Here is a 25,559-nt window from a genome sequence, read left to right on the forward strand (position 1 = left end):
GCGGGCAACCCGGTTGAGGTAGGGGTTCGCCGGGGCCGTTGGTTCCGGGGCCCTTGGGTCTACCGGAAGGCATTCATGTCCACAGGCGTGATCATCGCAATTGTGATCGTGGCGGCCGTGGTCGTTGCCGCGGTCGTACTGTTTCTGCTGCGAGCCCGCGGCGCGCAAGGCGGTCACGGGCTGAAGCGGCGCTTCGGCCCCGAGTACGAGCGGACCGTGGCCCGCCACAACGGGGACACCAGGGCCGCCGAGGCCGAACTCGCCGAACGCGTCGAACGCCACGGCTCGTTGAAGAGGCGTCCGCTCACGGCCGACGCCCGCGCACGCTACGAGGCGCGCTGGGCGGCGGCCCAGGAACGGTTCGTCGACTCGCCGCGGGACGCGGTCGCCGACGCGGACCAGCTGATCGCCGAACTGTCCAAGGAGCGCGGCTTCCCGGACGGCCGTCACGAGGACCGGCTCGACGCGCTCTCCGTCCACCACGCGCACCAGGTCCACGGCTACCGCCGTCTGCACCGGGCCGCGCACGCCCCGGCGGACGGTGCACCGGAGAGCCGGCCCGGTACGGAGGAACTGCGCGCATCCATGGTCGAAGCCCGCGCGCTCTTCGAGCGGTTGACGGGTGACGACGACGGCCACCGGGCGCCGCGTACGGAGACGGAGCGGTCCGGCGCGACCGGCGAAGCCCGGGGCACGCAGCCGGCCTGGGCCTTCGGCCGGCGCCATGTGAAGGGGAGTTGAGGGGTGATGGCAGAGGTGACACCGTCCAACGAGGACCGTGACGTGCGCGACGACCGACTCGTGCGGGAGGCACGCGAGGCGCGCGCCGCACACGAGGCGGCGGGCGACCCGGACGCCGGTCCGGCCGCGGCGCCCATGCACAAGACCGAGCCGCCCGTGAGTACGTCCACTCCGGGCAGGGGCACGGGCACCGGTGCGGGTACGGGTACGGGTACGGGTACGGGTACGGGTACGGGTACGGGTACGGGCAAGACGCTGGCGGATTCCGCCGCCAGTGGCAGCGAGGCCGGTGTCGGTACCGCCGGTACCGGTTCCGCGCACGGTCCCGTCTCCGGGTCCTCCCTCATCGGAGGGCGCGCCGGCAGTGCCACCGACGACGCGCTCACCGGAGGCACCGGCGTCCACCACGAGACGCGGCACGGCCACGGCGGCGAACCCCACGCCGCGCACACGCCGTTGCTCGCGCACGGCGACACCGAGAAGTTCTCGGCCCAACTGCACCACGCCGTCGGCGGTTTCGTCGACGCGCCCCGGGCCGCCGTCGAGGAGGCCGACCACGTCCTGGAGGAGGTCGCCGACCTCTTCGCCGACGCGCTGAACCGCCGCCGCCGGGATCTGCGCGCCGCCTGGCAGGCCGGTGACGGCAACGACGGCGACACGGAACGACTTCGCGTCGCCCTGCGGGACTACCGCGAGTTCGCGGAGCGCCTGCTGCACGTCTAGGGCACGTCCAGGGCCCGTTGTGGCCTGCGGCCCGGGAAGCCTTGTGCTCCCGGGCCGTTGTCGTGCGCGTGCGGCGGGCCGTGCCTTCGTCGTCGCTCCGCCCGGTGGGCCGTGCCCTCGCCGTCATCCCGCCCGGCGGGCCCGCCATTCACGGACCACCGCGTCCGTGTCGTACGGCTTCAACCCCAGCGGCGGGCCCGGCGGCGGCTTGAACATGACGTCGCGGATCTTGACGTTGACGCCGTCGATCAGCCGCCGCACCACCGCTTCCGTCGGCGCCGCGTACGCCGCCGCCAGGGTGTCCTCGGCCTCCTTGCGCAGGGCGAGCGTCGGCGGGAGCACGGAGACGCCCTCGCGGACCAGCTTCTGCTTGATCCACCACATCTCGTCGTACGCGGTGTCGGAGACCGCGCGGGAGGGCTGGCCCGCGCCCGGCAGATCGTCGAACTCGCCGCGGTCCTCGGCCTCGCGGATCTGCCGTTCGACGAAGGACTCGAAGCTCACACCGGGAGGTTTGCGCTCGGTCATAACGCCCATTGTGCAGGAGACCGCCCACCCGGGCCATGGCGCGATCTATCATGCGGCGGCGGTGCGGGGGCCCGGCCCCCGTGCCGGGTTCCGTGACAGCCGCGACATCCGTCGCCTCCAGAAGGAGCGCACCACGTGCTCGAACTCACCATGGCCCTGGTCTCCGGGGCGGACGCCGGGGCGACGGCCGGCATGCTGATGGCCGACGCGCCCAGCCGGCCGGAATCCGTACTGCGCGTGGGGCGCGACCGGACCGTGTGCCGGCTCGTCACGCCCGACGACTGGCTGTTCATCTCCCGTGTGCACCTGGAGTTCGTGTACGGGGCGGACGGTGCCTGGCGGGTGACCTGGCTGCGGGGATCGCAGCCGGATCCGTCGTCGCAGGTGTTGCTGACGCTGGCCGGGGGGCAGTCGCAGCCGGTGCCGTACGGGGGGACGGCGGTTCTGCCGCTCGGTGGCTCGGGGGAACTGGTCGTCCTGGACCGGACGGCTCCCAGGAGCGTGAACGTGGGGTTCTTCCACGAGGTCTAGGGTCCTTCTGACGGATCTCCGTGGGAGAAGGAGCGGCGTTCGGTGCGTGCTCTCGCCGTGCCGTGTGGAAGCCCTCGTAGCGGCGCTACTTGGGCTTTCGCGCGGTGCGGCGCCTGAGAGCCCCTGGAAGCCGGGGCTCACCCCAGCTCGCTCGGCTCCACCGACGGCTTCGACCCCGGCAGCGGCCTGCCCGCCGACTCGCGCATGAACCAGACCGCGGCTCCGCCCACGACCGCCGCCGCCATCATGTAGTACGCGGGCATCATGACGTTGCCCGTCGCGCCGATCAGGGCGGTGACGACCAGCGGGGTCGTGCCGCCGAAGAGGGACACCGAGACGTTGAACCCGATGGACAGCGAGCCGTAGCGCACCCGGGTGGGGAAGAGGGCGGGCAGCGCCGCCGGCATCGCCGCGGTGAAGCAGACCAGGAGCAGGCCCAGCGCGCCCATGCCGAGCGCGATGGCGAGCAGGCTGCCCTGGCGGATCAGGAGCAGCGCCGGGACGGAGAGGAGCAGGAAGCCCGCGCAGCCGGCGGCGATGACGGGGCGGCGGCCGACGCGGTCGCTCAGCGCGCCCGCGAACGGCTGGACGATCATCATGAGGGCCATCACGCCGAGCACGACGAGGAGGCCGTGGGTCTCGTCGTACTCGAGTTCGCTGGTCAGATAGCTCGGCATGTACGACAGCAGCATGTAGTCGGTGACGTTGAAGACCAGTACCAGGCCCATGCACAGCAGCAGCGTCCGCCACTGGCCGGTGATCATTTCGCGCAGCGGCACCCGCTCGCGGTTCCGCTCCGCCTTGCCGATCTCCGCCGCGAACGCCGGGGTCTCCTCCAGCCGCAGCCGCAGATAGAGGCCGACGATGCCCATCGGGCCCGCGATCAGGAACGGGATCCGCCAGCCCCAGGAGAGCAGGTCCTGGTCGGAGAGGAGCGCGGTCAGCACCGTGACCAGGCCCGCGCCGCCGATGTACCCGGCGAGCGTGCCGAACTCCAGCCAGCTGCCGAAGAAGCCGCGCCGCCGGTCGGGCGCGTATTCGGCGATGAAGGTGGAGGCGCCCGCGTACTCGCCGCCGGTGGAGAAGCCCTGCACCAGCCGGGCGGCCAGCAACAGCAGCGGGGCGCCGACACCGAGGGTGGCGTACGACGGGATCAGGCCGATGGCGAAGGTGCCCGCCGCCATCATGATCATGGTGACGGCGAGGACCTTCTGGCGGCCGACGCGGTCGCCGAGCGGGCCGAACACCATGCCGCCCAGCGGCCGCACCAGGAAGGCCGCGGCGAAGGCGCCGAACGTGGACATGAGCTGGGCGGTGGGGTTCCCGGAGGGGAAGAACACCTTGCCGAGGGTCACCGCGATGTAGCTGTAGACCCCGAAGTCGAACCACTCCATCGCATTGCCCAGGGCGGCGGCCTTGACCGCGCGCCGGACGAGCGCCGGGTCCGTGACGGTGACACCGGGATCGGACGGGTACGGGGTGCGACGGGAGCGGTGATCGCGGCCAAAACTCGGCTCGCCTGCCTTTCGACGGGGACAGGGACGGTGACCCGCGCTCCGTCGAGCAGGCCGGAAATCGACCATACGAGGTGAGGTCGTGGTGACGCGGCGTGACAAAGTAAGTGCAGACGGCACCTAAAAGTGGTCCGGCCAGGGGGTTCCGGGACGTTTCGGCCCCCTCGTCCGGTTCCCGGATGTGAGCCTTCTCGCGCCCCGGAGGGCCGAAAGGATGTTCGCGGACTATCGTCATCCGGACAAAATGCGGTCGGCTGTCAGGTGAAGAGGGGGTTGTCCGCATCTATCCAAGGAGACGGGTGCGAGTGTTGGCACAGCGGACATATGGGTGACGGAGCGGGAGGCCGACGGGGCGTGGCGAACGCGGAACACGGTGGACGAGCGGGCGACGTATTCAGTGACACGTTCGGTGACACCTTCGGCGACACGGAGGAGTCGGCCAGAGCCGGGATGAGAACGGCCCGTGTCGTCCTGTGGCTCGTCGCCGCCGTGCTGGCCGTACGGCAGGTCGCCGCCGTCCTCGGCACCCCCGAGGCCGACCGGCTCACCGCTCTGGAGACCTGGGTCGGACCCGACGGCGTCCTGCACGTCAAGGGCTCCCTCTACGACTCGACGCGGTTCACCGGCACCCCGTTCAGCGGACTCGTCCTCAAGCCCCTCACCCGCGCCGCCGAACAGGCGCTCGGCTGGGGCTGGACCTTCGGCACGCTGCTGCTCGTCGTCGCCCTCGGGGTGATCGCCGCGCGCGCCCTGCCCGGACCCGTCTCCCGCCGCACCTCGCTGCTCGCCGCCCCGGTGGCGATCAGTCTGCTGATGCTGTCGCTGCCGGTGCGCAACACCCTGCACCTCGGGCAGACCAGCATCATCCCGGTGCTGCTCGTCCTGCTCGGCTGCTTCACCGTGCGCGACCAGCGGGCCGCCGGCGCGCTGATCGGCGTCGCCGCCGCCTTCCAGCCGACGGTGCTCCTCTTCGCCCCGCTGCTGTGGTGGACCGGCCGCCGCCGTGCCACCGCCTGGACCGGCGGCGCCTTCGCCGCGTGCACGGCGCTCGCCTGGGCCGCGCTGCCGCACGACTCGAACACCTACTGGGTGCACCACATGGCCGGCGTCGGCCTGGGCGGCGCCGCCGACGGCCTCGCCAACCAGTCCCTGCACGGCGCCCTGCTCCGCCTCGGCCTGAGCGGCCCGCCCGAGATCGCCCTGTTCCTGGCGCTCGGCGCCGCCGTCGCCGTCCTCGGACTACGCCGCGCCGTGCGCTACGCCCGCGACGGACAGCTCCTGCTCGCGGTCGCCGTCACGGGGTGCGTCGCGGTCGCCGTGTCGCCCACCGCCTGGCAGCACCAGCTGCTGTGGGTGCTGCTCGCGGTCGTCGGGCGGGTCGGCCGGCGCGCCTCCGACCGGCCGATGTGGCCCGTCGCCGTCGTCCTGGTGATGTCGCTGCCCGCGAAGATGCTGCTGCCGAACATGGCGGTCCTCTTCCCGCTGCGCGACAACCTCGTCCTGCTGGCCGCGCTCGCCGCCGCCACCGTCGTTCCGTTCCAGGCGCGCTCCTCGCCGTACTACGACCACCCGGTGCCCACCGAGTCCGCCCCCGCCGTCCCGGCCCGCTTCCGGCACGTGCCGCTGGTGCCCTTCCTGCGCCGGGTCCTCACCCGGCCCAACCTGCTGCTCGAACTGCTGCTCATCCGCGTCACCTACGCCGCCTACTCCCAGGTACGGCTCGCCGCGACCGGCGGCTCCAACTCCGCGGGCCGGGCCACCGCCGAGCACCACGGCCACCAGATCCTCTCCGCCGAGCGGTTTCTGCACCTCGACATCGAGCACTGGGCCAACCACGCGGTCGTGAAGGTCGACTGGCTGCGGAACTTCTTCGACTTCTACTACGAGTCGTTCCACTTCGTGGTCCCGCTCGCCGTCCTCGGCGTCCTGTACTGGCGCCGCCCGGTCGACTACCGCTGGGCCCGCACCTCCCTCGGCTTCGCCACGCTGCTCGCGCTCGTCGGCTTCTGGCTCTACCCGCTGGCCCCGCCGCGGCTGATGCCGGGGCTCGGCATGATCGACACCGTGCACGGCGTGCAGGACTTCGCCAAGCCCGACTACGGCACGCTCACCCACCTCACCAACCAGTACGCGGCCATGCCCTCCCTGCACTTCGGCTGGGCCCTGTGGTGCGGTGTGGTGATCGCGGTCCTCGCGCCCCGGTGGTGGATGAAGGCGCTCGGCCTGCTGCACCCGCTGTTCACCGTCTCCGCGATCATCGCCACCGGCAACCACTGGGTGCTCGACGCGGTCGGCGGCGCGGCCGCCGTCGGGGCGGGCCTCGGCCTCTCCTACGTCCTCCAGGGGCCGCGCGCCCGGACGGTGCGGGCGGCGGCGCCGGCCGGACCGCCCTCGCCACCGCCGCCGGCGCCGGAACCCGAGGTCGCGCGCGGTTGACGCGGGGCGCGGGCGGTCCCGGCCGCCCGCACCGCGTCCGACCTGCGGTTTCCCCGCCCTCCTCGCCCCGGGCGCGGGGCCGATCCGCCGGGTGGCGGTCAAGCCCGCGGGCGGATCTGCCGTTCTCCTGAGCAGCGGCAGCGGCAGCGGCAGCCGCAGCGGCCGTGCGCCCCGAGGCAGCTCAGGAGGAGACCATCAGCACGTCCCCCGGCATTTCGCGCGCTTCCGGTGTTCCGGGGGCTTCCGTCTCCGTCCTCACGGTCGCCGAGGGGACGCGCGCCCCGGCGCCCGCGCGGGCGCTCGCACCGGTTCGGGTGCGGGCGGTCCGGCGGGGCGCGGCCGTCGTACCGGCTCTGCTCGCCACGGCGGCCGGACTGTGGGGGATCGACCGGGGGCACAGCATGTGGCGCGACGAGGCGGTCACCTACGAGGTGGCCCACCGCCCGCTCGGCGAACTCGGCGAACTGCTCGGTCGTATCGACGCCGTGCACGGCCTGTACTACCTCCTCATGCACGCCGTCTTCGCCCTCTGGGACGGCGGGCTCACCGCGCTCCGGCTGCCGTCGGTGGCCGGGGCCGCGCTGGCCGCCGCCGGGATCGGCGCGACGGGCGCGCGGCTAGGGCCTGTCTCTCAATTCCCGTCGTCCGCCCGGAGGGCGGGCCGGGCGGCGTCGGGTGCGTGCTCTCGGCGTGCCGGCCCCTGGCCCTCGTACTGGATGTACGTGGGGCAGGGGCCGGTGCGGCGAGAGTGCGTGCATGGCGTCGCCCGGCAGACGGGAATTGAGAGACAGGCCCTGGCCGGATGGCGCGCGGGCGTGTGCGCCGGTGCGGTGTTCGCCGTGCTGCCCGCCGTCCAGCAGTACGCGCAGGAGGGCCGCTCCTACGCCCTGGTCTGCGCGGCCGTCACCTGGGGCGGGTACTTCCTGCTGCGTGCGCTGGCGCGGCCCGCCGCGGTGGGGTGGTGGTGCGCTTACGCCGCCGCGCTCGCCCTCGCCTGCTGGCTGCACGAGTTCGCCGTTCTGGCGCTGCTCGCCCATGGCGTCACTCTGCGCCGGCTGCGGGTGCCGGCGTGGGTGGGGGTGCGGTGGGGGCTCGCGGCGGGGGCGGTGGTGGTGGCCGTTTCTCCTTTGGTGCTGGTCAGTCTCGGGCAGTCGGAGGAGCAACTGGGGTGGCTGGGGCGGCCGGGGCCCGAGGTGTGGGCGGGGTTCCTGCTGGTGGCGGGGGCGGGCGTGCTGCTCGCGCGGTGGGCCGGCCGCCGCCCGGGCGGGGGCGCGGGCTCGGGGGCGGTGTTGGCGGCCTGGGCGGTGCCGTTGCTCGTGCTGCCGGCGGGGGTGCTGCTGCTCGTCTCGCTGGTGCGGCCGTACTACGTGGACCGCTACGCGCTGTACGGGCTGGCGGGGTTGGCGTTGCCGGCGGGGGTGGCGCTGGGGCGGGGGGGGGCGGGGGCGCGGCGGGGGGGGGGGGGGGGGGTGTGGCCGGCGGGGGGGTGCGGTGGCGGCGGCTCTGGCCGTGCTGGTGCCCTGGTCGGTGCATGTGCGGGCGCCGGAGAGCCGGAAGGACGACGTGGTGGCCGTCGCGGGGGCGGTCGCGCGGGTCGCGCGGCCGGGGGACGCGGTGGTGTTCCTGCCGGGGCGGCGGCGGGAGTGGTTGCTGTGGGCGCCGGCGGTCTACGGGCGGCTGGACGATCTGGCGCTCGGCGAGAGTCCGCGTGCCTCTCGGTCGCTTCAGGGCACCGAACTGTCCGCGGACGCGGTGCGTCGGCGACTGCTCGGCGTCGACCGGGTCGTCGCCCTGAGCGATCCGCCCGACGAGCCGCTCGATCCCGATCGGCGAGAGGCGGTCAAGCGGGAGGTGCTGGGGCGGTGGTTCGTGGTGTGCGGGCGTACGGGGGTGTGGGGGGCTCGCGTCACGGTGTACGCGCGGCCGGGGCACTGCGGGGATGTTCCTCGCCCCCGCCGCCCCTACCCTTCCCGTCCTCAAGGGGCGCTGCCCCTTTGACCCCGGACGTGCGGATGGGTGGGTGGTCGCTCGCGCAGTTCCCCGCGCCCCTACAAGCGCGGGGGCGCGGTCACTTCTCGCGCCCCCGCGGCGGAGCCGCGCAGACAATACAGTCCCGCGCCCCTGGAGGGGCGCGGGGAACTGCGCGACCAGCCACGACGCACCCGCAGGCGCCGTACAACACACCCCCCCGAGCCATGAGGGGCCGCATGGCGAAGGCGGCGGTCCCGGGGATCGGGGGACCGCCGCCTTCGGCTGAGGTGGTTCTGCCGTCTTCCGCGGAGCGGAAAAGGCTTAGTACCAGTGGTGGGTCTGCCAGAAGTTCCACGCGCCGACGGGGCTGCCGTAGCGGGAGTTCATGTAGTCCAGGCCCCACTTGATCTGCGTGGCCGGGTTGGTCTTCCAGTCGGGGCCCGCGGAGGCCATCTTCGAGCCGGGCAGCGCCTGGACCAGGCCGTACGCGCCGGAGGAGGCGTTCGTCGCGGAGACGTTCCAGCCGCTCTCGTGCGAGACGATGTTGCTGAACGCGGCGTACTGCGCGGCGTCCGGGATCATCTGGTGGGCGATCGACTGCGCGCTGGAGGACGTCGCGGCGTGCGCCGGAGCGGCGGTCATCGCCATGCCGGCCGTGGCGGCGGCCAGGGCGACACCGGTGAGGGCCTTCTTCGGGGAAGCGATGCGGCGGAGCAGGGAGACGGACACGTGAAACCTTTTCTTCGGGGACGGGGGGCCGTCGGCGGCACACGGTGACCACGCGGTGCGTGGGGCGGATGTGTGCCGGGCGCCGGGGCCGGTGGGCCCGGCAGCGCCTGACGACTGCTCCAGAGAAACAGGCCCGACGGATCGTCCGCAAACACCCCTTTTACTAGTTGTCGTCGCATCCGACGGGCCGACCCCTGCTGTGACCTGGCTCTCAAACCCCAGGTCGGCGCCTGTAATGAGGTGTCCGCGTCACGCCCGATCCGCTACGAGGCCGGGTCGTAGGTGACGTGGGTCATGTGGGGTGCTTCACCGCTCAACCGTCTCGGTGTGACGGTTCGCGCGCGCCGTCTCACCCTCCGGGGTCGTTCCGGGGCCCTCGAACGTGACCGGCGTCTCGAAGGCGGCCCGGCGCGTGGCCCGGCGCAGTGCGCGCAGCACCGCCGGGCCGAGGGTGAGGGTGAGGACGGCCGTGACGACGGCCCGGCCCAGGTCCCAGCCGAGCGACGTGGCCACGCAGTACGCGACGAAACGGGCCAGGTTGGCCGGGACCGCCGCGTGCGGGTCGAAGGCGACGCCCGAGGCGAGGCCGCCCATGAAGGGCCAGCCGGCCAGGTTCATGACCGTGCCGTAGGCGAAGGCGGCGAGGAAGCCGTAGAGGGAGAGCAGGAGCGATTCCCCCCGGCCGCGCAGACTCCCCCAAGCTCTCGACTTCTCCCCCAAGCTCTCAACTTCGTTCGAGCAGGGGGGACCCCCACGAGCAGGGGGGACGCCCATCGGGGCCGGCAGCAGGCCCGCGCCCATCGTGAACCAGCCCATCGCCAGCATCTGGAACGGCATCCAGGGGCCCACCCCGCCGGTGAGCAGGGCGGAGGCGAGCATCGTGACCGAGCCGAGGACGAAGCCGAAGCCGGGGCCGAGGACCCGGCCGCTCAGCACCATGAGGAAGAACATCGGCTCGATCCCGGCCGTGCCCGCGCCCACCGGCCGCAGCGCCGCGCCGGTCGCCGCCAGCACGCCGAGCATCGCGACCGCCTTCGGGCCGAGCCCCGACTCCGAGATCGTCGCCGCCACCACTCCGACCAGCAGCACCAGCAGCCCCGCGAACAGCCAGGGCGCGTCCTGTGCGTGGGCGCTGAGCTGCGACTCGGGCGGCGCGAGGAAGGGCCACCCGAAGGCGGCCACGCCCACCGCGCCGGCCAGCACCAGCGCGGCCACGGAACGGGGGCCGAGGCGGACGGCGCGGGGGCGGCGGGTACGGCGGTCCGGCGCGGTCATCGCAGGGCCTCCCGGACCTGGGCCACCGTGAGCCACGGCCGCGGGGCGAGGATCTTGGTGACCTGGGGCGCGAAGGAGGGGGAGGAGACGACGACGTCGGCCGTCGGACCGTCGGCGATCACCTCGCCCTCGGCCAGCAGCACCACCCGGTGGGCCAGCTCGGCGGCGAGCTCCACGTCGTGCGTGGCCAGCACGCTCGCGTGCCCCTCGGCGGCCAGCCCCCGCAACACCGTGACCAGGCGGGCCTTGGCCGCGTAGTCCAGGCCCCGGGTCGGCTCGTCGAGCAGGAGCAGCGGCGGGCGGGCGGTCAGCACGACGGCCAGCGCGAGCGCGAGCCGCTGCCCCTCGGAGAGGTCGCGGGGGTGGGTGTCGTCGGTGACCCCGGGCAGCAGGTCGGAGACCAGGGCCCGGCAGGTGCCGGAGGCGGCCCCGGCGTCCTGGTCGGCGGCGGCGCACTCGGCGGCGACCGTGTCGGCGTACAGCAGGTCGCGCGGCTCCTGCGGGACCAGGCCGACCCGGCGCACCAGCTCGCGGGGCGCGGTGCGGTGCGGGACCGCGCCGCCTACGCGCACCGCACCGGCGGACGGTTCCACCAGTCCGACCAGGGTGTTGAGGAGCGTGGACTTCCCGGCACCGTTGCGGCCCATCAGGGCCACGGTCTCGCCGGGCGCGACGGTGAGGTCGACGCGGTGCAGCGCCCGCACCCCGCCTCGGCGTACGGCGAGAGAGCGCACCTCGGCGGCGGGGGCGCCGGCGGACGGCACCTCGGGGGCGCGCCGGCGCAGGAACCGGCGCCCGGGGGAGTACGGACGGGGAGCGGGGGGCTTCGCGTGGGCGTGCGGAGGGCCGCCGGGCGCGGGCTCCCGGTCGGCCAGTCGTTCGCGCAGTGCGCCGGCCCGGCGCCGGGCGTCCCGGACGGTGAGCGGCAGCGGGGACCAGCCCGCCAGCCGGCCCAGGTCCACCACCGGCGGGAACACCGGGGACACCGCCATCACCTCCGCCGGGCTGCCGAGCACCGGCGCGGCGCCCGGCGACGGCAGCAGCACGACCTGGTCGGCGTACTGCACCACCCGCTCGAGCCGGTGCTCGGCCAGCAGCACCGTCGTGCCGAGGTCGTGCACCAGCCGCTGGAGGACGGCCAGCACCTCCTCGGCGGCGGCCGGGTCCAGCGCGGAGGTCGGCTCGTCGAGGACCAGCACCTTCGGGTGCGGGGTGAGGACGGAGCCGATCGCCACCCGCTGCCGCTGGCCGCCGGAGAGCGTCGCGATCGGACGGTCCCGCAGCCCGGCGAGGCCCAGCAGATCGAGGGTCTCCTCGACGCGCCGCCGCATCACGTCCGGGGCCAGGCCCAACGACTCCATGCCGTAGGCGAGTTCGTCCTCGACGGTGTCGGTGACGAAGTGCGAGAGCGGGTCCTGGCCCACCGTGCCGACCACGTCGGCCAGTTCGCGCGGCTTGTGGGTACGCGTGTCGCGGCCCGCGACCGTCACCCGGCCGCGCAGGGTGCCGCCGGTGAAGTGCGGGACGAGCCCGCTCACCGCGCCGAGCACGGTCGACTTGCCGACGCCGGACGGGCCGACGAGAAGGACGAGTTCCCCCTCCGGCACCTCGAAGTCCACGCCCCGCACGGTGGGTCCGGCGGCGCCGTCGTATGTCACGGAGACGTTCTCGAAGCGGATCACGACGGCTGCTCCTCGGCGGTTTCCGGCGGCGGTGAGGTGGGCCGGGCGGGTGCGACGAGGGCCGGGAGGAGGCCCAGGAGCACGGCCGCCGCCGGCCACAACGGGAGCGTGGGCGCGACGAGCGGCACCACGCCGGGGTGCAGGGCGGCCGGATCGGCGGACGCGGCGCACGTGAGCGCCACGGCGACGGCGGCACCGGAACCGGCGACCAGCAGGGCACGCGGCGTCCAGGTGTCCGGACGGTAGCGGGTGCGCGGGGAGCGCCGGCCGCCCAGCCACAGCCCCCCGAGCGCGGCGGCCGCCCCGGCGAGCAGCACCGGCAGCCCGTACGTGCCGCCCGCCGCGGTGAGCAGCCCGTACGTGCCCGCGCACACGCCGAGCAGACCGCCGAGGGTGAGCGCGGCGGTCGTACGGCGCACCGGGGCGGGTACGTCGGCGGTGCGGCCGTAGCCGCGCGCGTCCATCGCGGCGGCCAGCGCGACCGACCGCTCCAGGGCGCCCTCCAGCACCGGCAGCGCGACCTGGAGCAGACCGCGCAGCCCCCGGTCCGGGCGGCCCCGCAGCCGGCGGGCCGCGCGCAACCGCCGGGCGTCCGCGATGAGGTGCGGCGCGAAGGTGAGCGCGACGACGACGGCGACGCCCACCTCGTACAGCGCGCCCGGCAGGGACTTGAGGAGGCGGGCGGGGTTGGCGAGGGCGTTGGCGGCGCCGACGCACACCAGCAGCGTGGCCAGCTTCAGCCCGTCGTACAGCGCGAACAGCACGCCCTCGGCGGTGACTCGGCCGCCCAGCCGGATGCCCTGCGCCCAGTGCGGGAGCGGGACCTCGGGGAGGGTGAGCAGGGTGTGCGTCCCGGGGATCGGCGAGCCGAGCACGACGGCGAACGCCAGCCGCAGCAGCAGTACGGCCAGGCCGAGCCGCAGGAAGACGGCGTAGGAGCGGGACCAGGGGGCGGCGGTGCGGTGCGTGGCGACGACGTACCCGGCGACGGTGAGGAGGAGGGCGAGGAGAAGGGGGTTGGTGGTGCGGGTCGCGGCGGTGCCGAGGGAAAGGGCCCAGATCCACCATGCGGCGGGGTGCAGGGTGCCATGACCGAGGGCAGCGGCTCCCTCACCACCCTCACCCACGACGCCTGGCCTGCCAGACCCCCGCAGCCGCCAGCAGGATGATCACGGCGCCCCCGGCGAGGAGCCCCACGGAGGGGCCGCCGCCGCTGTCGCCGTCGGACTCGCCGGCGCCCGAGGCGGCACCCGCCGCCGCGACCTGCTCCCCGCACCCCTTCTGCGGATAACCCGAGATCGCGCACAGCAGCGCGTTCGTGTCGTACCGCAAGGGCTTCGCCACCGACGCCAGCGCCTCGGCCGTCGTCGCGTCCGGCGCCACCCGCGCGCACGCCACCCGCCGCGCCGGGGGTGTCTCGCCGGAGGGCGCGTCGGCCGCCGTACCGAAGTCGAGGACGAGGGCGACCCGTTTCGCGCCCGCTCGCGCGGGCGTCCTCGCGCAGATGTCCGCGAAGGCGGCGTCCCCGCGCGGCCGGGTCGCGTCGGCGGAGTCCTCGCTCACCGCGAACCGGAACCCCTGCACGTCCCCGTCGGAGGGGCGGGCGAGGGAGGGGCCCTGCGTGGCGTACGTCCAGTGGTCGCCGTCGCGCTCCCAGAAGGACCAGTAGCGGTACCCGGCGGCCCGCGCCTGCCCGGCGCCCGCGAGCAGCAGGAACGCCGACAGCAGCAGGACGGCGGCGCGACGGCGGCGGCTCACGACCCCTGCCCGGCCTTGCGGCGGCCGCTGAGCAGGAAGCCCATGCCGATGCCGGCGACGAGGCAGACGCCGACGAACCAGTAGACGCCGTAGCTGTCACCGTCGTCGCCCTGCTGGGCCGAGTCCTTCGCCCCCGCTCCCCGCGCCTGCTTCTGCGGGGCCGGGCCCGTGGCGTCGAGGAGCGAGACGAGGTTCTCGCCGCCGAAGTCGTGCGGGTCGGTGCCGGTGGCGTGAGCGGCGAAGATCAGCTGGGCGTAGGCGCCGGGACCGTTCTGCTTCGCCCAGGCCGCGGAGTTCTTCTCCAGCCAGGCGAGCGGCTTCGCGGCCCGCGCCGCGCCGCCCTGTGCGGCGAGCGCGACGACGGCGTCGGCGGTGTTGCCGACGTCGGGCTGGTCGGTGGAGCCGGGCAGCGCGGAGATCAGATGGCCGTCCTTCGCCATCGCCCCGGCGAGGTAGGAGGCCCCGTTGGCGGCGGCCTTGGCGGGCGTGAGGTCGCCCGCGTCGGAGCAGGAGGCGTCCGCCTTCTTGCCCGCCGGGGCGGCGAGGCCCTTGCCGAGCGCGCCGAGGACACCGGCGGCGGTCGCGTCCGCGTTGGCGGCGAGCCTGCCCTTCTTGTCCGGCTGGAAGGCGAAGGCGCCCTCGCCCTCGCCGTCGCAGGGCAGGGAGAAGGTGAGCAGGGCGTCGTAGGAGGCGTCGAGGTCCTTCTCCCCGGCGGCGGTCAGCGCGCCGAGCACGACGGCGGTGGAGTTGGCGTCACTCGCCCCGCCCGGGGAGTAACCCCAGCCGCCGTCCTTGTTCTTGTTCGCCGTCAGCCAGTCCACGGCCCTGCCGACCTCGGTGCCGTGCCCGCCGAGGGCGACGAGGGCCTGCACGGCGGCGGCCGTGCTGTTGGTGTCGACCATGGTTCTGGCGTCGCAGGCCTTCGACGGCTCCGCGCGGAACGCGGCGAACGCGCCGTTCGCGCACTGCTGCCCGGTCAGCCAGTCCACGGCCTTGGCGGCCGGCTTCACACCCACCGTGTCCTGTGCGAGCAGGGCGAGGGACTGCCGCCAGACGCCGTCGTAGGTGGGGTCGGAGGTGCCGTACAGCCCGGAGGGCAGCGCCACCGAGGGCGACGGGGAGGGGGAGGCGGCGACGGCGGGCGCGGCCCCGGCACCGATCACGGCGACGGCGGCCAGAGCCGTGGCGCAGCGGCGGACAAACATGATCGGCGGGTGCCTCTCCCTGCGGGGAGCCGGGCAGCACGGGACGGACGGACCTCCCGGGCGGCTCGACTCCGCAGACCTCGACGGTGTCGTACGCCGGCGGACGGCCGACGCACCTGAGCCGGTCACGGCGGGTGCGGGGCAATCCGGCTCACCGGCCCCTGTGGGGGACGGCATACGGCTGCGGGTCAGCGCCGGATTCGCACCGGCTTTCCCCCGTACGGGCGTGATGACGACGCGGCCACTGTACCGGCCCGCCCCCGGGGCCTCGGCCTGGGTCCGCCGTGGTGCGAATCACCCGGGCCACCGCTCACAGCGAGGCTACCTGCCGGTAGATTCGGAGGCTCTTGAACGATCAAGTCTGAACTTGTTCCGGATTATCGTCCCGGCGTAAGGTCGCGGGACCGCGCAGGCAGGAAGGGGCCCGGAGTGACCGCTGAGGCCAGTCAGGCGGGTTCCCCTCCCGGACCTGCCGCCGACGCCGGGCGACCGCTCAGCATCGCGCTCCTCACCTACAAGGGGAACCCGTTCTGCGGAGGCCAGGGCGTCTACGTCCGCCACCTCTCCCGCGAACTGGCCCGCCTCGGCCACCGGGTGGAGGTCATCGGGGCGCAGCCCTACCCGGTCCTCGACGTGCTCGACGAGGGGGCCGACGGGCCGACCCTCACCGAACTGCCCAGCCTCGACCTCTACCGCCAGCCCGACCCCTTCCGCACCCCCGGGCGGGACGAGTACCGGGACTGGATCGACGCGCTCGAGGTCGGCACGATGTGGACCGGCGGCTTCCCCGAACCGCTCACCTTCTCCCTGCGCGCCCGCCGCCATCTGCGCGCCCGGCGCGGCGAGTTCGACGTCGTGCACGACAACCAGACGCTCGGCTACGGCCTGTTGGGCGACGTCGGCGCGCCCCTGGTCACCACCATCCACCACCCCATCACCGTCGACCGGCAGTTGGAGCTGGACGCCGCCGAGGGATGGCAGCGCCGCGCCTCGGTGCGCCGCTGGTACGGCTTCACGCGGATGCAGAAGCGGGTCGCGCGGCGGCTGCCGTCCGTGCTGACCGTCTCCGGCTCCTCCCAGCAGGAGATCGTCGACCATCTCGGCGTACGGCGGGAGAGGGTGCACGTCGTGCACATCGGCGCCGACACCGACCTGTTCGCGCCGGACGCCTCCGTCGCCAAGGTGCCCGGCCGGATCGTCACCACCTCCAGCGCGGACGTGCCGCTCAAGGGCCTGGTGTTCCTCGTCGAGGCGCTGGCCAAGGTGCGCGCCGAGCACCCCGGCGCCCACCTCGTCGTCGTCGGCAAGCGGCCCGGGGAGGGGCCGGTGGCGCAGGCGATGGAACGGTACGGCGTCGAGGGCGCCGTCGAGTTCGTCAAGGGCATCTCGGACGCGGAACTCGTCGACCTGGTGCGGTCGGCCGAGGTGGCGTGCGTGCCCTCGCTGTACGAGGGGTTCTCGCTGCCGGCGGCGGAGGCCATGGCCACGGGGACGCCGCTGGTGGCCACCACCGGCGGGGCCATCCCGGAGGTCGCCGGACCCGACGGCGAGACCTGCCTGGCCGTGCCGCCCGGCGACCCGGGCGCCCTCGCCACCGCGCTGGCCCGCCTGCTGGGCGACCCGGAGCTGCGGGCCCGGCTCGGCGCGGCCGGCCGCGACCGCGTGCTGCGGCACTTCACCTGGGCGCGCGCGGCACAGGGCACGGTGGCCCACTACCGCGAGGCGATGGCCCGAGCCGCGCACGGCGGTCGTTCCGCGGCGCGGGCGGCCGCCGCTCGCCACGCTCCCGCTCCTCTCACCGTCCCCCTCCCCGCCCCCGACGACCCCGACCGCGAAAGCAGGGCCACGTGCTGACCGTCGACTTCTCCCGGTTCCCGCTCGCCCCGGGCGACCGGGTGCTGGACCTGGGCTGCGGTGCCGGCCGGCACGCGTTCGAGTGCTACCGGCGCGGCGCCCGGGTCGTCGCGCTGGACCGCAACGCCGAGGAGATCCGCGAGGTCGCCAAGTGGTTCGCCGCGATGGAACAGGAGGGCGAGGCCCCGGCCGGCGCGACCGCCACCGCCATGGAGGGCGACGCCCTCGCGCTGCCCTTCCCGGACGAGTCCTTCGACGTCGTCATCATCTCCGAGGTGATGGAGCACATCCCCGACGACAAGGGCGTCCTCGCCGAGATGGTCCGCGTGCTCAAGCCCGGCGGCCGCATCGCCGTCACCGTGCCGCGCTACGGCCCGGAGAAGGTGTGCTGGGCGCTGTCCGACGCGTACCACGAGGTCGAGGGCGGCCACATCCGCATCTACCGCGCGGAGGAACTCCTGGCGAAGATGCGGGAGGCAGGGCTGCGCCCCTACGGCAGCCACCACGCGCACGCGCTGCACTCCCCGTACTGGTGGCTGAAGTGCGCGTTCGGCGTCGACAACGACAAGGCGCTGCCGGTGCGGGCGTACCACAAGCTGCTGGTCTGGGACATCATGAAGAAGCCGCTGGCCACGCGGGTCGCCGAGAACGCGCTGAACCCGCTCATCGGCAAGAGCTTCGTGGCCTACGCGACCAAGCCGCACCTGCCGGCCGAAGCCGCCAAGGGCACCGAACCGGTGGGCGCTTCGTGACCACTCCCCGGACAGAACACCTCGTCCTGCCCGGGGTCCTCACCGCCGAGCAGGCCGCCGAGACCGTCGCCGGCATCCTCGCCGTCCAGCGGGAGGACGGGGCGATCCCGTGGTTCCGCGGACACCACCTCGACCCCTGGGACCACACCGAGGCCGCGATGGCCCTGGACGCGGCGGGCGAGCACGAGGCCGCCGCACGGGCGTACGAGTGGCTCGCGCGCCACCAGAACCCGGACGGCTCCTGGTACGCCGCCTACGCCGACGGCGACTTCTCACGCGTCACCGACCGCGGCCGGGAGACCAACTTCGTCGCCTACCCGGCCGTCGGCGTGTGGCACCACTACCTGTCCACGGGCGACGACACGTTCCTGGACCGCATGTGGCCCATGGTGTACGCGGCCGTCGAGTACGTGCTCGCGCTCCAGCAGCCCGGCGGCCAGATCGGCTGGAAGGGCGAGGACGACGGCGGCGCCACCGCCGAGGCCCTGCTCACCGGCTCCTCCTCCGTCCACCACGCACTGCGCTGCGCGCTCGCCCTCGCCGAACAGCGCGAGGAGCCGCAGCCGGACTGGGAGCTGGCGGTGGGCGCGCTGCGCCACGCGATCCGCCGGCACCCGGAGCGGTTCCTGGACAAGGCCCGCTACTCGATGGACTGGTACTACCCGGTGCTGGGCGGCGCGTTGACCGGTGCCGAGGCCACGGCGCGCATCCAGGAGGGCTGGGACCGCTTCGTGGTGCCCGGGCTCGGGGTGCGGTGCGTCGTCCCCAACCCGTGGGTGACGGGCGGGGAGTCCGCCGAACTCGCCCTCACCCTGTGGGCGACGGGCGAGTCCGACCGTGCGCTGGACATCCTCAAGTCCATCCAGCACCTGCGGGACGCGGAGTCCGGGCTCTACTGGACGGGCTACGTCTTCGAGGACGCGACGGTGTGGCCGCGCGAGCTGACGACATGGACCGCCGGCTCCCTGCTCCTCGCGGTCGCGGCCCTGGGCGGCGACGAGGCGACGTGCACGGTGTTCGGCGGCGCGCACCTGCCGAGGGGCCTCGACCCGGACTGCTGCGGGGCGTGAACCCCGCAGCGGTCGAGGGGCCTAGTGGCGCTGCATCCGGTGGGCGATGGCGTGTCCGATGAACAGGTAGACGACCGCCGCCAGGCCGTAGCCCGCCACGACGCGTGCCCACGCCTCGTCGAACGTGAACAGGTCACGTGACCAGCCGGCCAGCCAGCGGGCCACGTCGTGGACGAACTGCACCAGGTCGTTGCCCGGGTTGGCGTCCAACAGGTACATCAGGATCCAGAGACCCAGTATCAGGGCCATGACATCGGCGACGATCGCGATGACCGTCCCGGCCCCGTTCGCACTGCTGTGATATCGAGGGGACATACCTTGCGGATTGCCGCCGTCCGCCGTATGAAACCCAACCGCTCCCGCGCGGGCGGCAGTTGCGGGTGAGGACGGCGACGGCCCCCCGCCCGGGAGGGCGAGGGGCCGTTCGGTGGTACGGGGCGGTCGTGCCGCCCGGTGGTCCGGGGCGGACGTGCCGCCCGGTGGTCCGGGGCGGACGTGCCGCCTCAGCCGCGCTGGATGCCGCTGGTGTCCTGGAGGACGCCGCGCCGGCCGTCCTGCGTCTGCGCCACCAGCGCGGCACCGCGCTGCTCGACCGCCAGGTACCAGGTGCCCGGCGCGAGTTCGGCGATCTGGCCGCCGGAGTTGTCCTCCGCGAACAGCGGCCGCGTCACCGGCACCGCGAACCAGAACGGCGAGAAGTCCCCGCCCGGCTGCGGCGCCGCCTGCGCCTGCTGCGGCTGCGGCTGGGGAGCCGCGGGGCCCGGCTGCGGCTGCCCGTACGGCTGCCCCGGCTGCGGCTGCCCGCCGAACGGCTGCTGCTGCGCGCCCGGGTAGCCGTAACCGGCGGGCGGCTGGGCACCGTAGGGCTGCGGGGCGGCCGGGCGCGGGGCGCCGACGAGCGCCCCCTTCAGCGCCGGCACCAGCGGCGTGGCGACCGCGGCGGCGGCCATCACGAGGGTGGCGATGAGGCCGAGGATGAGACCGACACCGGGGTCGAAGTTGCTGTCCGCGCCCTCGAAGTTGTCGAGACCGCCCACCGGGTCGAAGATGTTGCCGATCGCGCTCCACGCGGCGAAGACCGTGAGCGCGATGCCGAACTGGCCGAGGTCCAGGCCGACGACCTTCGGCACCTGCGGCAGCCCCCGGGCGAGCACGATGAGGACGGCGCCGATGACGCCGGCGAGGAACACGCTCAGCAGGAGCGGTCCGTTGCCCCAGGCGCTGGGGATGTCGACACTGTCCGGGGCGCCGTCGATCGAGTAGTTGTCGAGGAACGACGCGATCAACAGCAACACCGCTGCTCCGATCACCACGCCGTCGCCTCTAGTGAGGGAGCGGATATTCACTTCAGGTCCTTCGTCAGTCGTCTCGTCACCGGCATCGTGGGAGGCGTCGCTGTGCACCGTGTAGCCAGGGCCTGTCGGCCGCGGGGTGAAGCGCGGGGGGTGGCCCCCTCATCGTAGGGAGGACACTATCGTCCGTCTGACGTGCGTGTCCGCCCGGTGCCGTGCGACCGCCACTACCCCCGCAGGAAACTCACGATTCCCTCAGAGATTCCCTCCGCCGCCTTCTGCCGCCAGGCCCCGCTGGTCAGCAGCGCCGCGTCCTTGCTATCGCGCATGTTGCCGCATTCGATGAACACCTTGGGAACCGTTGACAGATTGAGACCCCCGAGATCCTCCCGTACGTCCAGGCCGGTACCGCCGCCTATGTAGTTGGAGGGAGCGGTGCCGGTGGCGCGCGCGAAGCCGTCCTTGATCCCGACGCCCAGGTCGCGCGAGGGACCGGCGATCGCGCGGGTGTCCGCGGCGCCGGAGTGCACCGCGCCCGGCAGGATGACGTGGAAGCCGCGGTTGCCGGCCGCCGAACCGTCCGCGTGGATGGAGATCGCCGCGTCCGCGTGCGCCTTGTTGCCGATCTCGGCGCGCTCGGTCACGCACGGCCCCCACGGCCGGTCGCCGTCCTGCGTCAGCTTCACGGTGGCGCCCCGCTCCTCCAGGAGCGTGCGCAGCCGGCGGGAGACGTCGAGGGTGAAGTCGGCCTCGGGGTAACCGGCGTTGGTGGCGGTGCCGGTGGTGTCGCACTCCTTGGCGTTGGTGCCGATGTTCACCTGGCGGTTGATCTCCGCGGAGTGCTTGAAGTTGCCCGGGTTGTGACCGGGGTCGATCACGACGACCTTGCCCTTGAGGGAACGTCCGCCGGAGCCACCCGTTCCGGCGGACGCGGACGGGGAGCCCGTGCCGTCCCGGCCGCCCTTCGCGTCCGGTGACGACGGGCCGGCGGAGTGCCCCGAGACGCCCGCCGCCTGCGCGGACGGGCCGGAACCGCCGGATCCGCCGGAGTCGCCCACCACCTCGTAGACCAGCCAGCCCGCCAGCGCGGCCGGCACCAGCGCGGCGAGCGCCACGGTGAACGGACCACGCCGGGAACGGCGTTGCGGAACGGGCTCGAACTCTGGACCGACGTACGACACGACAGCGAGCCTATCGGCGCGCGGCGGCGGCGTCGTGCGAACCGGACGGGGCGGGCGCCGGTGCGGGTACGGACGCGGTCCGACGCAGCACGCGCAGCGAACCCGTCACCGACACCTCCGTGAACCCGCCCGACTCCAGCGCGCGCAGATACACCCGGTACGGGGCCTGCCCGGTGAACTCGTCCTCCGCCACCGGGAACACGTCGTGCAGGACGAGGAGGCCGCCCTCGGCGACATGGGGCGCCCAGCCCGCGTAGTCCGCGCCCGCGTGCTCGTCGGTGTGGCCGCCGTCGACGAAGACCAGGCCGAGCGGCGAGTTCCACACCGCGGCGACCTGCGGGGAGCGGCCGACGAGGGCGACGACGTGGTCCTCCAGGCCGGCCCGGTGCAGGGTGCGGCGGAAGGTGGGCAGGGTGTCCATCAGGCCGACCTCGGGGTCGACCGTCTCCGGGTCGTGGTAGTCCCAGCCGGGCTGCTGCTCCTCGCTGCCCCGGTGGTGGTCGACGGTGAGCGCGATGACGCCGGCGTCCCGGGCGGCGTCGGCGAGGAGGATCGTCGAGCGGCCGCAGTACGTGCCGACCTCCAGCAGCGGCAGCCCGAGCCGCCCCGCGTCGACGGCCGCCGCGTACAGCGCGAGCCCCTCGTCGGTGGGCATGAACCCCTTCGCCGCCTCGAACGCGGTCAGGATCTCGGGCTTCGGTGCCGGCGGCATGGGGCCTCCCTCGGTGGTGCACGGGGGCCCCATGCTGCCGCACCCCCCGCCGGGGGACCGACGGGGGGTGCGGGGCGCGTGCGGGGGACGGGATCAGGCGGTGACCGTCTCCTCCGGCAGGGTGCGGCCCTCGCCGGGCAGCGGCAGCGCCAGGTCCAGGTCGACCGGGCGGTCGTCGCCCGCGTGCGTGGCGCGGGAGGCGTGCGGGCCGTGCCCGGCGGCCTTCGCGGCCAGCACGTACGGGCCCTCGGCCGGGACGGCGAGCGTGTAGCTGCCGTCGGCGCCGGTGAGCGTCGCGCCCGCCTGCCGGCCCCGGCGGTCGATCAGGGTGACCCGGGCGCGCGGGACCGGGGCGCCGGCGGCGTCCAGGACCCGGCCGCGGAAGCCGCCGAGCAGCTCCTGCGCCCGCTTCAGGGCCGCGTCCTCCTCGCTGTCCGCCACCAGGACCGGCGCGGTCGCGGGCCGGCGGCCGGGCAGGAAGAGGGCCAGCACCACGCCGACCACGACCGCGCCGGTCGCGATCAGGAACGAGACCCGGAAGCCGTGCATCGTCGGCAGCACCGCGCCGCCCGCGTGGGTGGCGCTGTTGGCGAGGACCATGCCGATGACCGCGCTGGAGGTCGAGGTGCCGATGGAGCGCGCCAGGGTGTTGAGGCCGTTGGCGGCGCCCGTCTCGGAGGCCGGGACCGCGCCCACGATCAGCGCGGGCAGCGAGGAGTAGGCCAGACCGATGCCGGCGCCCAGGACGACGGAGATGATGATCGTCTGCCAGGGCGCGCTCATCAGGCCCAGCCCGGCGCCGTAGCCGACCGCGATGACGATCATGCCGAGGATCAGGGTGAACTTGGGGCCGAACCGGGCGGACAGCCGGGCGTAGACCGGGGCGGTCAGCATCATCGTCAGACCCAGCGGCGCCACGCACAGACCGGCGACGACCATGGACTGGCCGAGGCCGTACCCGGTCGACTTCGGCAGCTGGAGCAGCTGCGGCAGGACCAGGGAGACGGCGTAGAAGGCGACACCGACCATGACCGAGGTGAGGTTGGTGAGCAGCACCTCGCGGCGGGCGGTGGTGCGCAGATCGACCAGCGGTGCCTTCAGCCGCAGCTCCATGAGGCCCCACAGCAGCAGGACGACGAGGGCGGCGGCGAACAGGCCGAGCGTCCGGGTCGAGGCCCAGCCCCAGTCGCTGCCCTTGGTGATCGGCAGCAGGAGCAGCACGAGGCCGACGGACAGACCGAGCGCGCCCGCCACGTCGAAGGTGCCCTTGGCGCGCATCGGGGACTCCGGCACGGCGACGAGCGTGAGCACGATGCACAGGACGCCGAGGGCGGCGGAGCCGAAGTACAGGGCGTGCCAGTCGGCGTGCTGGGCGACCAGGGCGGCGGCGGGCAGCGCGAGTCCGCCGCCGACGCCGATCGAGGAGCTCATCAGGGCCATCGCCGAGCCGAGCCGCTCACGGGGCAGCATGTCGCGCATCAGGCCGATGCCGAGCGGTATCGCGCCCATGGCGAAGCCCTGGAGCGTACGGCCGACGATCATCGGCAGCAGCGCGCTGGTGAAACCGCTGATCAGCGCGCCGACGACCATCACGGCGAGGCTGAACAGCAGCATCTTGCGCTTGCCGTAGAGGTCGCCGAGCCGGCCCATGATCGGCGTGGCGACGGCGCCGGAGAGGAGGGTGGAGGTCAGGACCCAGGTCGCGTTGCCCGCGGAGGTGTCCAGCAGGACGGGCAGATCCTTGATGACCGGGACGAGCAGCGTCTGCATCACCGCGACGACGATGCCCGCGAAGGCGAGCACCGGGACGACCGCGCCTCCGGTCGCTGCCCGGGAAGGCCGGTCGGTCGACGTGTGCGTCATGAAAGGGGGCCTCCAGGCCGGTAAAGGGGTGGTGGTGCGCGTGGGTCGGGTGCGCGTGGATCTGGTGCGCGCCGGTCGCGTACGCGTCGGTCGCGTACGCGGGGTGCGTGCAGGATGAACCTTGTATGCATGGGCAACTATTCCGATGCTTCGGGTCACTAACGAAATCTTGACCGACTTTAACCTTTCATGGTGATCTGACGATCTGTCAGGTCGCGAGGTGGGGCCGTGGGGCGAAATGTCGATGCGACTGTCAGTGGTCACTGCGAGCATGGCCGCATGCTTCGAGCAGTGTCGGACACCCGTACGCCGTCCCTGACCGCGCCGCCCGCCTGGGTGGTGGTCGCGCTCGCCTGCGCCGGCCAGTTCCTCGTCGTCCTGGACGTCTCCGTGGTCAACGTGGCGCTGCCCTCGATGCGCACCGACCTCGGGTTGAGCGCGCCCGGGCTCCAGTGGGTGGTCAACGCCTACGCCATCGCCTTCGCCGGGTTCATGCTCCTCGGCGGCCGGGCCGGGGATCTGTACGGGCGCAAGCGTATGTTCGTGGTCGGGCTCGGTCTGTTCACGCTGGCCTCGCTCGCCGGGGGCCTGGCGCAGGAGGGCTGGCAACTGCTGCTGGCCCGGGCGGTGCAGGGCCTGGGCGCGGCCGTCCTCGCGCCCTCCACGCTCACCCTGGTCACCGCGGCGGTGCCGGAGGGCGCCGCCCGGGCGCGGGCGATCGCCACCTGGACGGCGGTCGGCGCGGGCGGCGGCGCCGCGGGCGGGCTCGTCGGCGGGGTCCTCGTGGACGCGCTGTCCTGGCGCTGGGTGCTGCTGATCAACGTGCCCGTCGGCGCGGTCGTCCTGGCGGGCGCGGCCCGCGGACTGCGGGAGAGCCGCGCGGGGAACGGCCGGCGGCTGGACGTGGCGGGCGCCCTGCTGGTCACGGCCGGCCTGGCGACACTGGCCTTCGGGATCGTACGGAGCGAGTCCGACGGCTGGACGGCGCCCGGAACCCTGGCTCCGCTGGGCGCCGGCCTCGCCCTGGTCGCGCTGTTCCTGGCGGTGGAGGCGCGCACGGCGGCGCCGCTGATGCCGCTGACGCTGCTGCGGCTGCGGTCGGTGGCCTCGGCGAACGTGGCGATGTTCGTGTGCGGCTCGGCGATGTTCTGCATGTGGTTCTTCATGACCCTCTACGCGCAGAACGTGCTCGGCTACAGCCCGCTGGAGGCCGGGGTCGCCCTCATACCCAGCTCGCTCGCGGTCCTGCTGGGCTCCAAGGGGGCGCCCTGGCTGATGCCGTCCCTGGGCGCGCGCAACGTGGCGGTGCTCGGCACGCTGGTCGCGGCGGCCGGCTTCGGCCGGCAGTCGATGATGACGGCCGACGGCGGATACGTCACCTCCATCATGCTGCCGGGGGTGCTGATGATGCTGGGCGCCGGCCTGGCGGCCACCCCGCTGGCGTCCCTCGCGACCTCGGGCGCGGCGGCGGACGACGCCGGCCTCGTCTCCGGACTGGTCAACACCTCGCGCACGATGGGCGGTTCGCTCGGCCTCGCGGTCATGTCGACGGTCGCCGCGACCCGCACGGGGGACCGGACCACGGGCGCCGCCCTCACCGAGGGCTACGCGCTGTCCTTCCGGGTCAGCGCCGTCGTGCTGCTGGCGGGGGCGGCGGTCATGGCGGTGTGGCTGCCGAGGAGGCGTGCGACGGCGCATGCGTGAACGTGCGGCGGCGGCCGGCCGCGGCGGGCCGGGGCCGG

The 25,559-nt window shown here is 74.0% G+C and carries 22 protein-coding genes and 1 riboswitch; of the genes, 9 read left to right on the forward strand and 13 right to left on the reverse strand.

Translation table 11 applies throughout. From position 1 onward, the window contains the following. The first annotated feature begins 75 nt into the window (after window positions 1-75). Together IO29_RS16490 and IO29_RS16495 are read left to right on the forward strand one after the other, a co-directional pair. The gene (locus IO29_RS16490; RefSeq protein ID WP_030379608.1) at window positions 76-741 is read left to right on the forward strand and encodes a hypothetical protein; all 666 of its coding nucleotides are present in this window, start codon (window positions 76-78) and stop codon (window positions 739-741) included. A 6-nt stretch (window positions 742-747) separates the two neighbouring features. Continuing rightward, complete coding sequence (locus tag IO29_RS16495) at window positions 748-1,464, forward strand: hypothetical protein (protein ID WP_051707663.1); 717 nt, start codon at window positions 748-750, stop codon at window positions 1,462-1,464. Between the two features lie 123 nt (window positions 1,465-1,587). Here IO29_RS16495 and IO29_RS16500 read toward each other — a convergent pair whose 3' ends face one another. After that, window positions 1,588-1,992: a DnaJ family domain-containing protein gene (locus IO29_RS16500; protein WP_030379610.1), complete on the reverse strand. Its 405-nt coding sequence runs from the start codon at window positions 1,990-1,992 to the stop codon at window positions 1,588-1,590. 135 nt (window positions 1,993-2,127) lie between these two features. Between IO29_RS16500 and IO29_RS16505 the strand changes: the two genes are divergently transcribed. Continuing rightward, on the forward strand, window positions 2,128-2,523 hold the full coding sequence (locus IO29_RS16505; RefSeq protein WP_030379611.1) for an FHA domain-containing protein: 396 nt from the start codon (window positions 2,128-2,130) through the stop codon (window positions 2,521-2,523). Between the two features lie 137 nt (window positions 2,524-2,660). Here IO29_RS16505 and proP read toward each other — a convergent pair whose 3' ends face one another. Next, the gene (gene proP, locus IO29_RS16510) at window positions 2,661-4,106 is read right to left on the reverse strand and encodes a glycine betaine/L-proline transporter ProP (protein WP_420709708.1); all 1,446 of its coding nucleotides are present in this window, start codon (window positions 4,104-4,106) and stop codon (window positions 2,661-2,663) included. A 285-nt stretch (window positions 4,107-4,391) separates the two neighbouring features. Here proP and IO29_RS16515 point away from each other — a divergent pair, with 285 nt between their 5' ends. Together IO29_RS16515 and IO29_RS38540 are read left to right on the forward strand one after the other, a co-directional pair. Then, complete coding sequence (locus IO29_RS16515; protein WP_030379613.1) at window positions 4,392-6,473, forward strand: bifunctional glycosyltransferase 87/phosphatase PAP2 family protein; 2,082 nt, start codon at window positions 4,392-4,394, stop codon at window positions 6,471-6,473. Window positions 6,474-7,964: 1,491 nt separating this feature from the next. After that, a complete protein-coding gene (locus tag IO29_RS38540) occupies window positions 7,965-8,471 on the forward strand; it encodes a hypothetical protein (RefSeq protein ID WP_051848692.1) in 507 nt (168 codons plus the stop codon). Between the two features lie 294 nt (window positions 8,472-8,765). Here the strand turns inward: IO29_RS38540 and IO29_RS16525 are convergent, their stop codons facing one another. From IO29_RS16525 to IO29_RS16550, 6 genes are all read right to left on the reverse strand, one after another. Then, a complete protein-coding gene (locus IO29_RS16525) occupies window positions 8,766-9,173 on the reverse strand; it encodes an aggregation-promoting factor C-terminal-like domain-containing protein (protein ID WP_030379615.1) in 408 nt (135 codons plus the stop codon). 306 nt (window positions 9,174-9,479) lie between these two features. Beyond that, entirely contained in the window at window positions 9,480-10,448 is a 969-nt protein-coding gene (locus tag IO29_RS16530) for an ECF transporter S component (RefSeq protein WP_051707664.1), read from the reverse strand. Beyond that, the gene (locus IO29_RS16535; RefSeq protein ID WP_030379617.1) at window positions 10,445-12,130 is read right to left on the reverse strand and encodes an ABC transporter ATP-binding protein; all 1,686 of its coding nucleotides are present in this window, start codon (window positions 12,128-12,130) and stop codon (window positions 10,445-10,447) included. Before IO29_RS16535 ends, IO29_RS16530 begins: the two co-directional genes overlap by 4 nt. Continuing rightward, window positions 12,127-13,257, reverse strand: a complete 1,131-nt coding sequence (locus IO29_RS16540; RefSeq protein WP_030379618.1) for a CbiQ family ECF transporter T component — start codon at window positions 13,255-13,257, stop codon at window positions 12,127-12,129. The genes IO29_RS16535 and IO29_RS16540 overlap by 4 nt, the downstream gene beginning before the upstream one ends. Next, window positions 13,250-13,888, reverse strand: a complete 639-nt coding sequence (locus tag IO29_RS16545) for an SCO2322 family protein (RefSeq protein ID WP_030379619.1) — start codon at window positions 13,886-13,888, stop codon at window positions 13,250-13,252. Before IO29_RS16545 ends, IO29_RS16540 begins: the two co-directional genes overlap by 8 nt. Continuing rightward, complete coding sequence (locus tag IO29_RS16550; protein ID WP_030379620.1) at window positions 13,885-15,093, reverse strand: SCO2321 family membrane protein; 1,209 nt, start codon at window positions 15,091-15,093, stop codon at window positions 13,885-13,887. The genes IO29_RS16545 and IO29_RS16550 overlap by 4 nt, the downstream gene beginning before the upstream one ends. Before the next feature lie 145 nt (window positions 15,094-15,238). Then, window positions 15,239-15,303, reverse strand: a riboswitch (cobalamin riboswitch). Between the two features lie 219 nt (window positions 15,304-15,522). Here IO29_RS16550 and IO29_RS16555 point away from each other — a divergent pair. The 3 genes from IO29_RS16555 to IO29_RS16565 are packed head-to-tail and all read left to right on the forward strand — an operon-like array spanning window position 15,523 to window position 18,769. Further along, a complete protein-coding gene (locus IO29_RS16555) occupies window positions 15,523-16,947 on the forward strand; it encodes a glycosyltransferase family 4 protein (RefSeq protein ID WP_030379621.1) in 1,425 nt (474 codons plus the stop codon). After that, window positions 16,941-17,699, forward strand: coding sequence for a class I SAM-dependent methyltransferase (locus IO29_RS16560; protein WP_030379622.1), 759 nt, complete (start codon window positions 16,941-16,943; stop codon window positions 17,697-17,699). The genes IO29_RS16555 and IO29_RS16560 overlap by 7 nt, the downstream gene beginning before the upstream one ends. Beyond that, window positions 17,696-18,769, forward strand: coding sequence for a prenyltransferase/squalene oxidase repeat-containing protein (locus IO29_RS16565; protein WP_030379623.1), 1,074 nt, complete (start codon window positions 17,696-17,698; stop codon window positions 18,767-18,769). The genes IO29_RS16560 and IO29_RS16565 overlap by 4 nt, the downstream gene beginning before the upstream one ends. Before the next feature lie 21 nt (window positions 18,770-18,790). Here IO29_RS16565 and IO29_RS16570 read toward each other — a convergent pair whose 3' ends face one another. The 5 genes from IO29_RS16570 to IO29_RS16590 all read right to left on the reverse strand — a co-directional run bounded on the left by IO29_RS16570 (window position 18,791) and on the right by IO29_RS16590 (window position 23,817). Continuing rightward, window positions 18,791-19,084 (reverse strand): hypothetical protein, encoded by a 294-nt coding sequence (locus IO29_RS16570; protein WP_030379624.1) that lies wholly within the window; start codon window positions 19,082-19,084, stop codon window positions 18,791-18,793. A gap of 188 nt (window positions 19,085-19,272) precedes the next feature. After that, the gene (locus IO29_RS16575) at window positions 19,273-20,115 is read right to left on the reverse strand and encodes a hypothetical protein (RefSeq protein WP_030379625.1); all 843 of its coding nucleotides are present in this window, start codon (window positions 20,113-20,115) and stop codon (window positions 19,273-19,275) included. Between the two features lie 173 nt (window positions 20,116-20,288). Then, window positions 20,289-21,242, reverse strand: coding sequence for an N-acetylmuramoyl-L-alanine amidase (locus tag IO29_RS16580; protein WP_030379626.1), 954 nt, complete (start codon window positions 21,240-21,242; stop codon window positions 20,289-20,291). Window positions 21,243-21,252: 10 nt separating this feature from the next. Next, window positions 21,253-21,954: a class I SAM-dependent methyltransferase gene (locus IO29_RS16585; protein WP_030379627.1), complete on the reverse strand. Its 702-nt coding sequence runs from the start codon at window positions 21,952-21,954 to the stop codon at window positions 21,253-21,255. 93 nt (window positions 21,955-22,047) lie between these two features. Then, window positions 22,048-23,817, reverse strand: coding sequence for an MFS transporter (locus IO29_RS16590; protein ID WP_030379628.1), 1,770 nt, complete (start codon window positions 23,815-23,817; stop codon window positions 22,048-22,050). 279 nt (window positions 23,818-24,096) lie between these two features. On the opposite strand from IO29_RS16590, the gene IO29_RS16595 reads away from it, so the two are divergent. Then, window positions 24,097-25,521: an MFS transporter gene (locus tag IO29_RS16595; protein ID WP_030379629.1), complete on the forward strand. Its 1,425-nt coding sequence runs from the start codon at window positions 24,097-24,099 to the stop codon at window positions 25,519-25,521. Window positions 25,522-25,559: the final 38 nt, after the last annotated feature.

It is taken from the genome of Streptomyces sp. NRRL F-6676 (assembly GCF_000725625.1).
Taxonomy (GTDB): Bacteria; Actinomycetota; Actinomycetes; order Streptomycetales; family Streptomycetaceae; genus Streptomyces.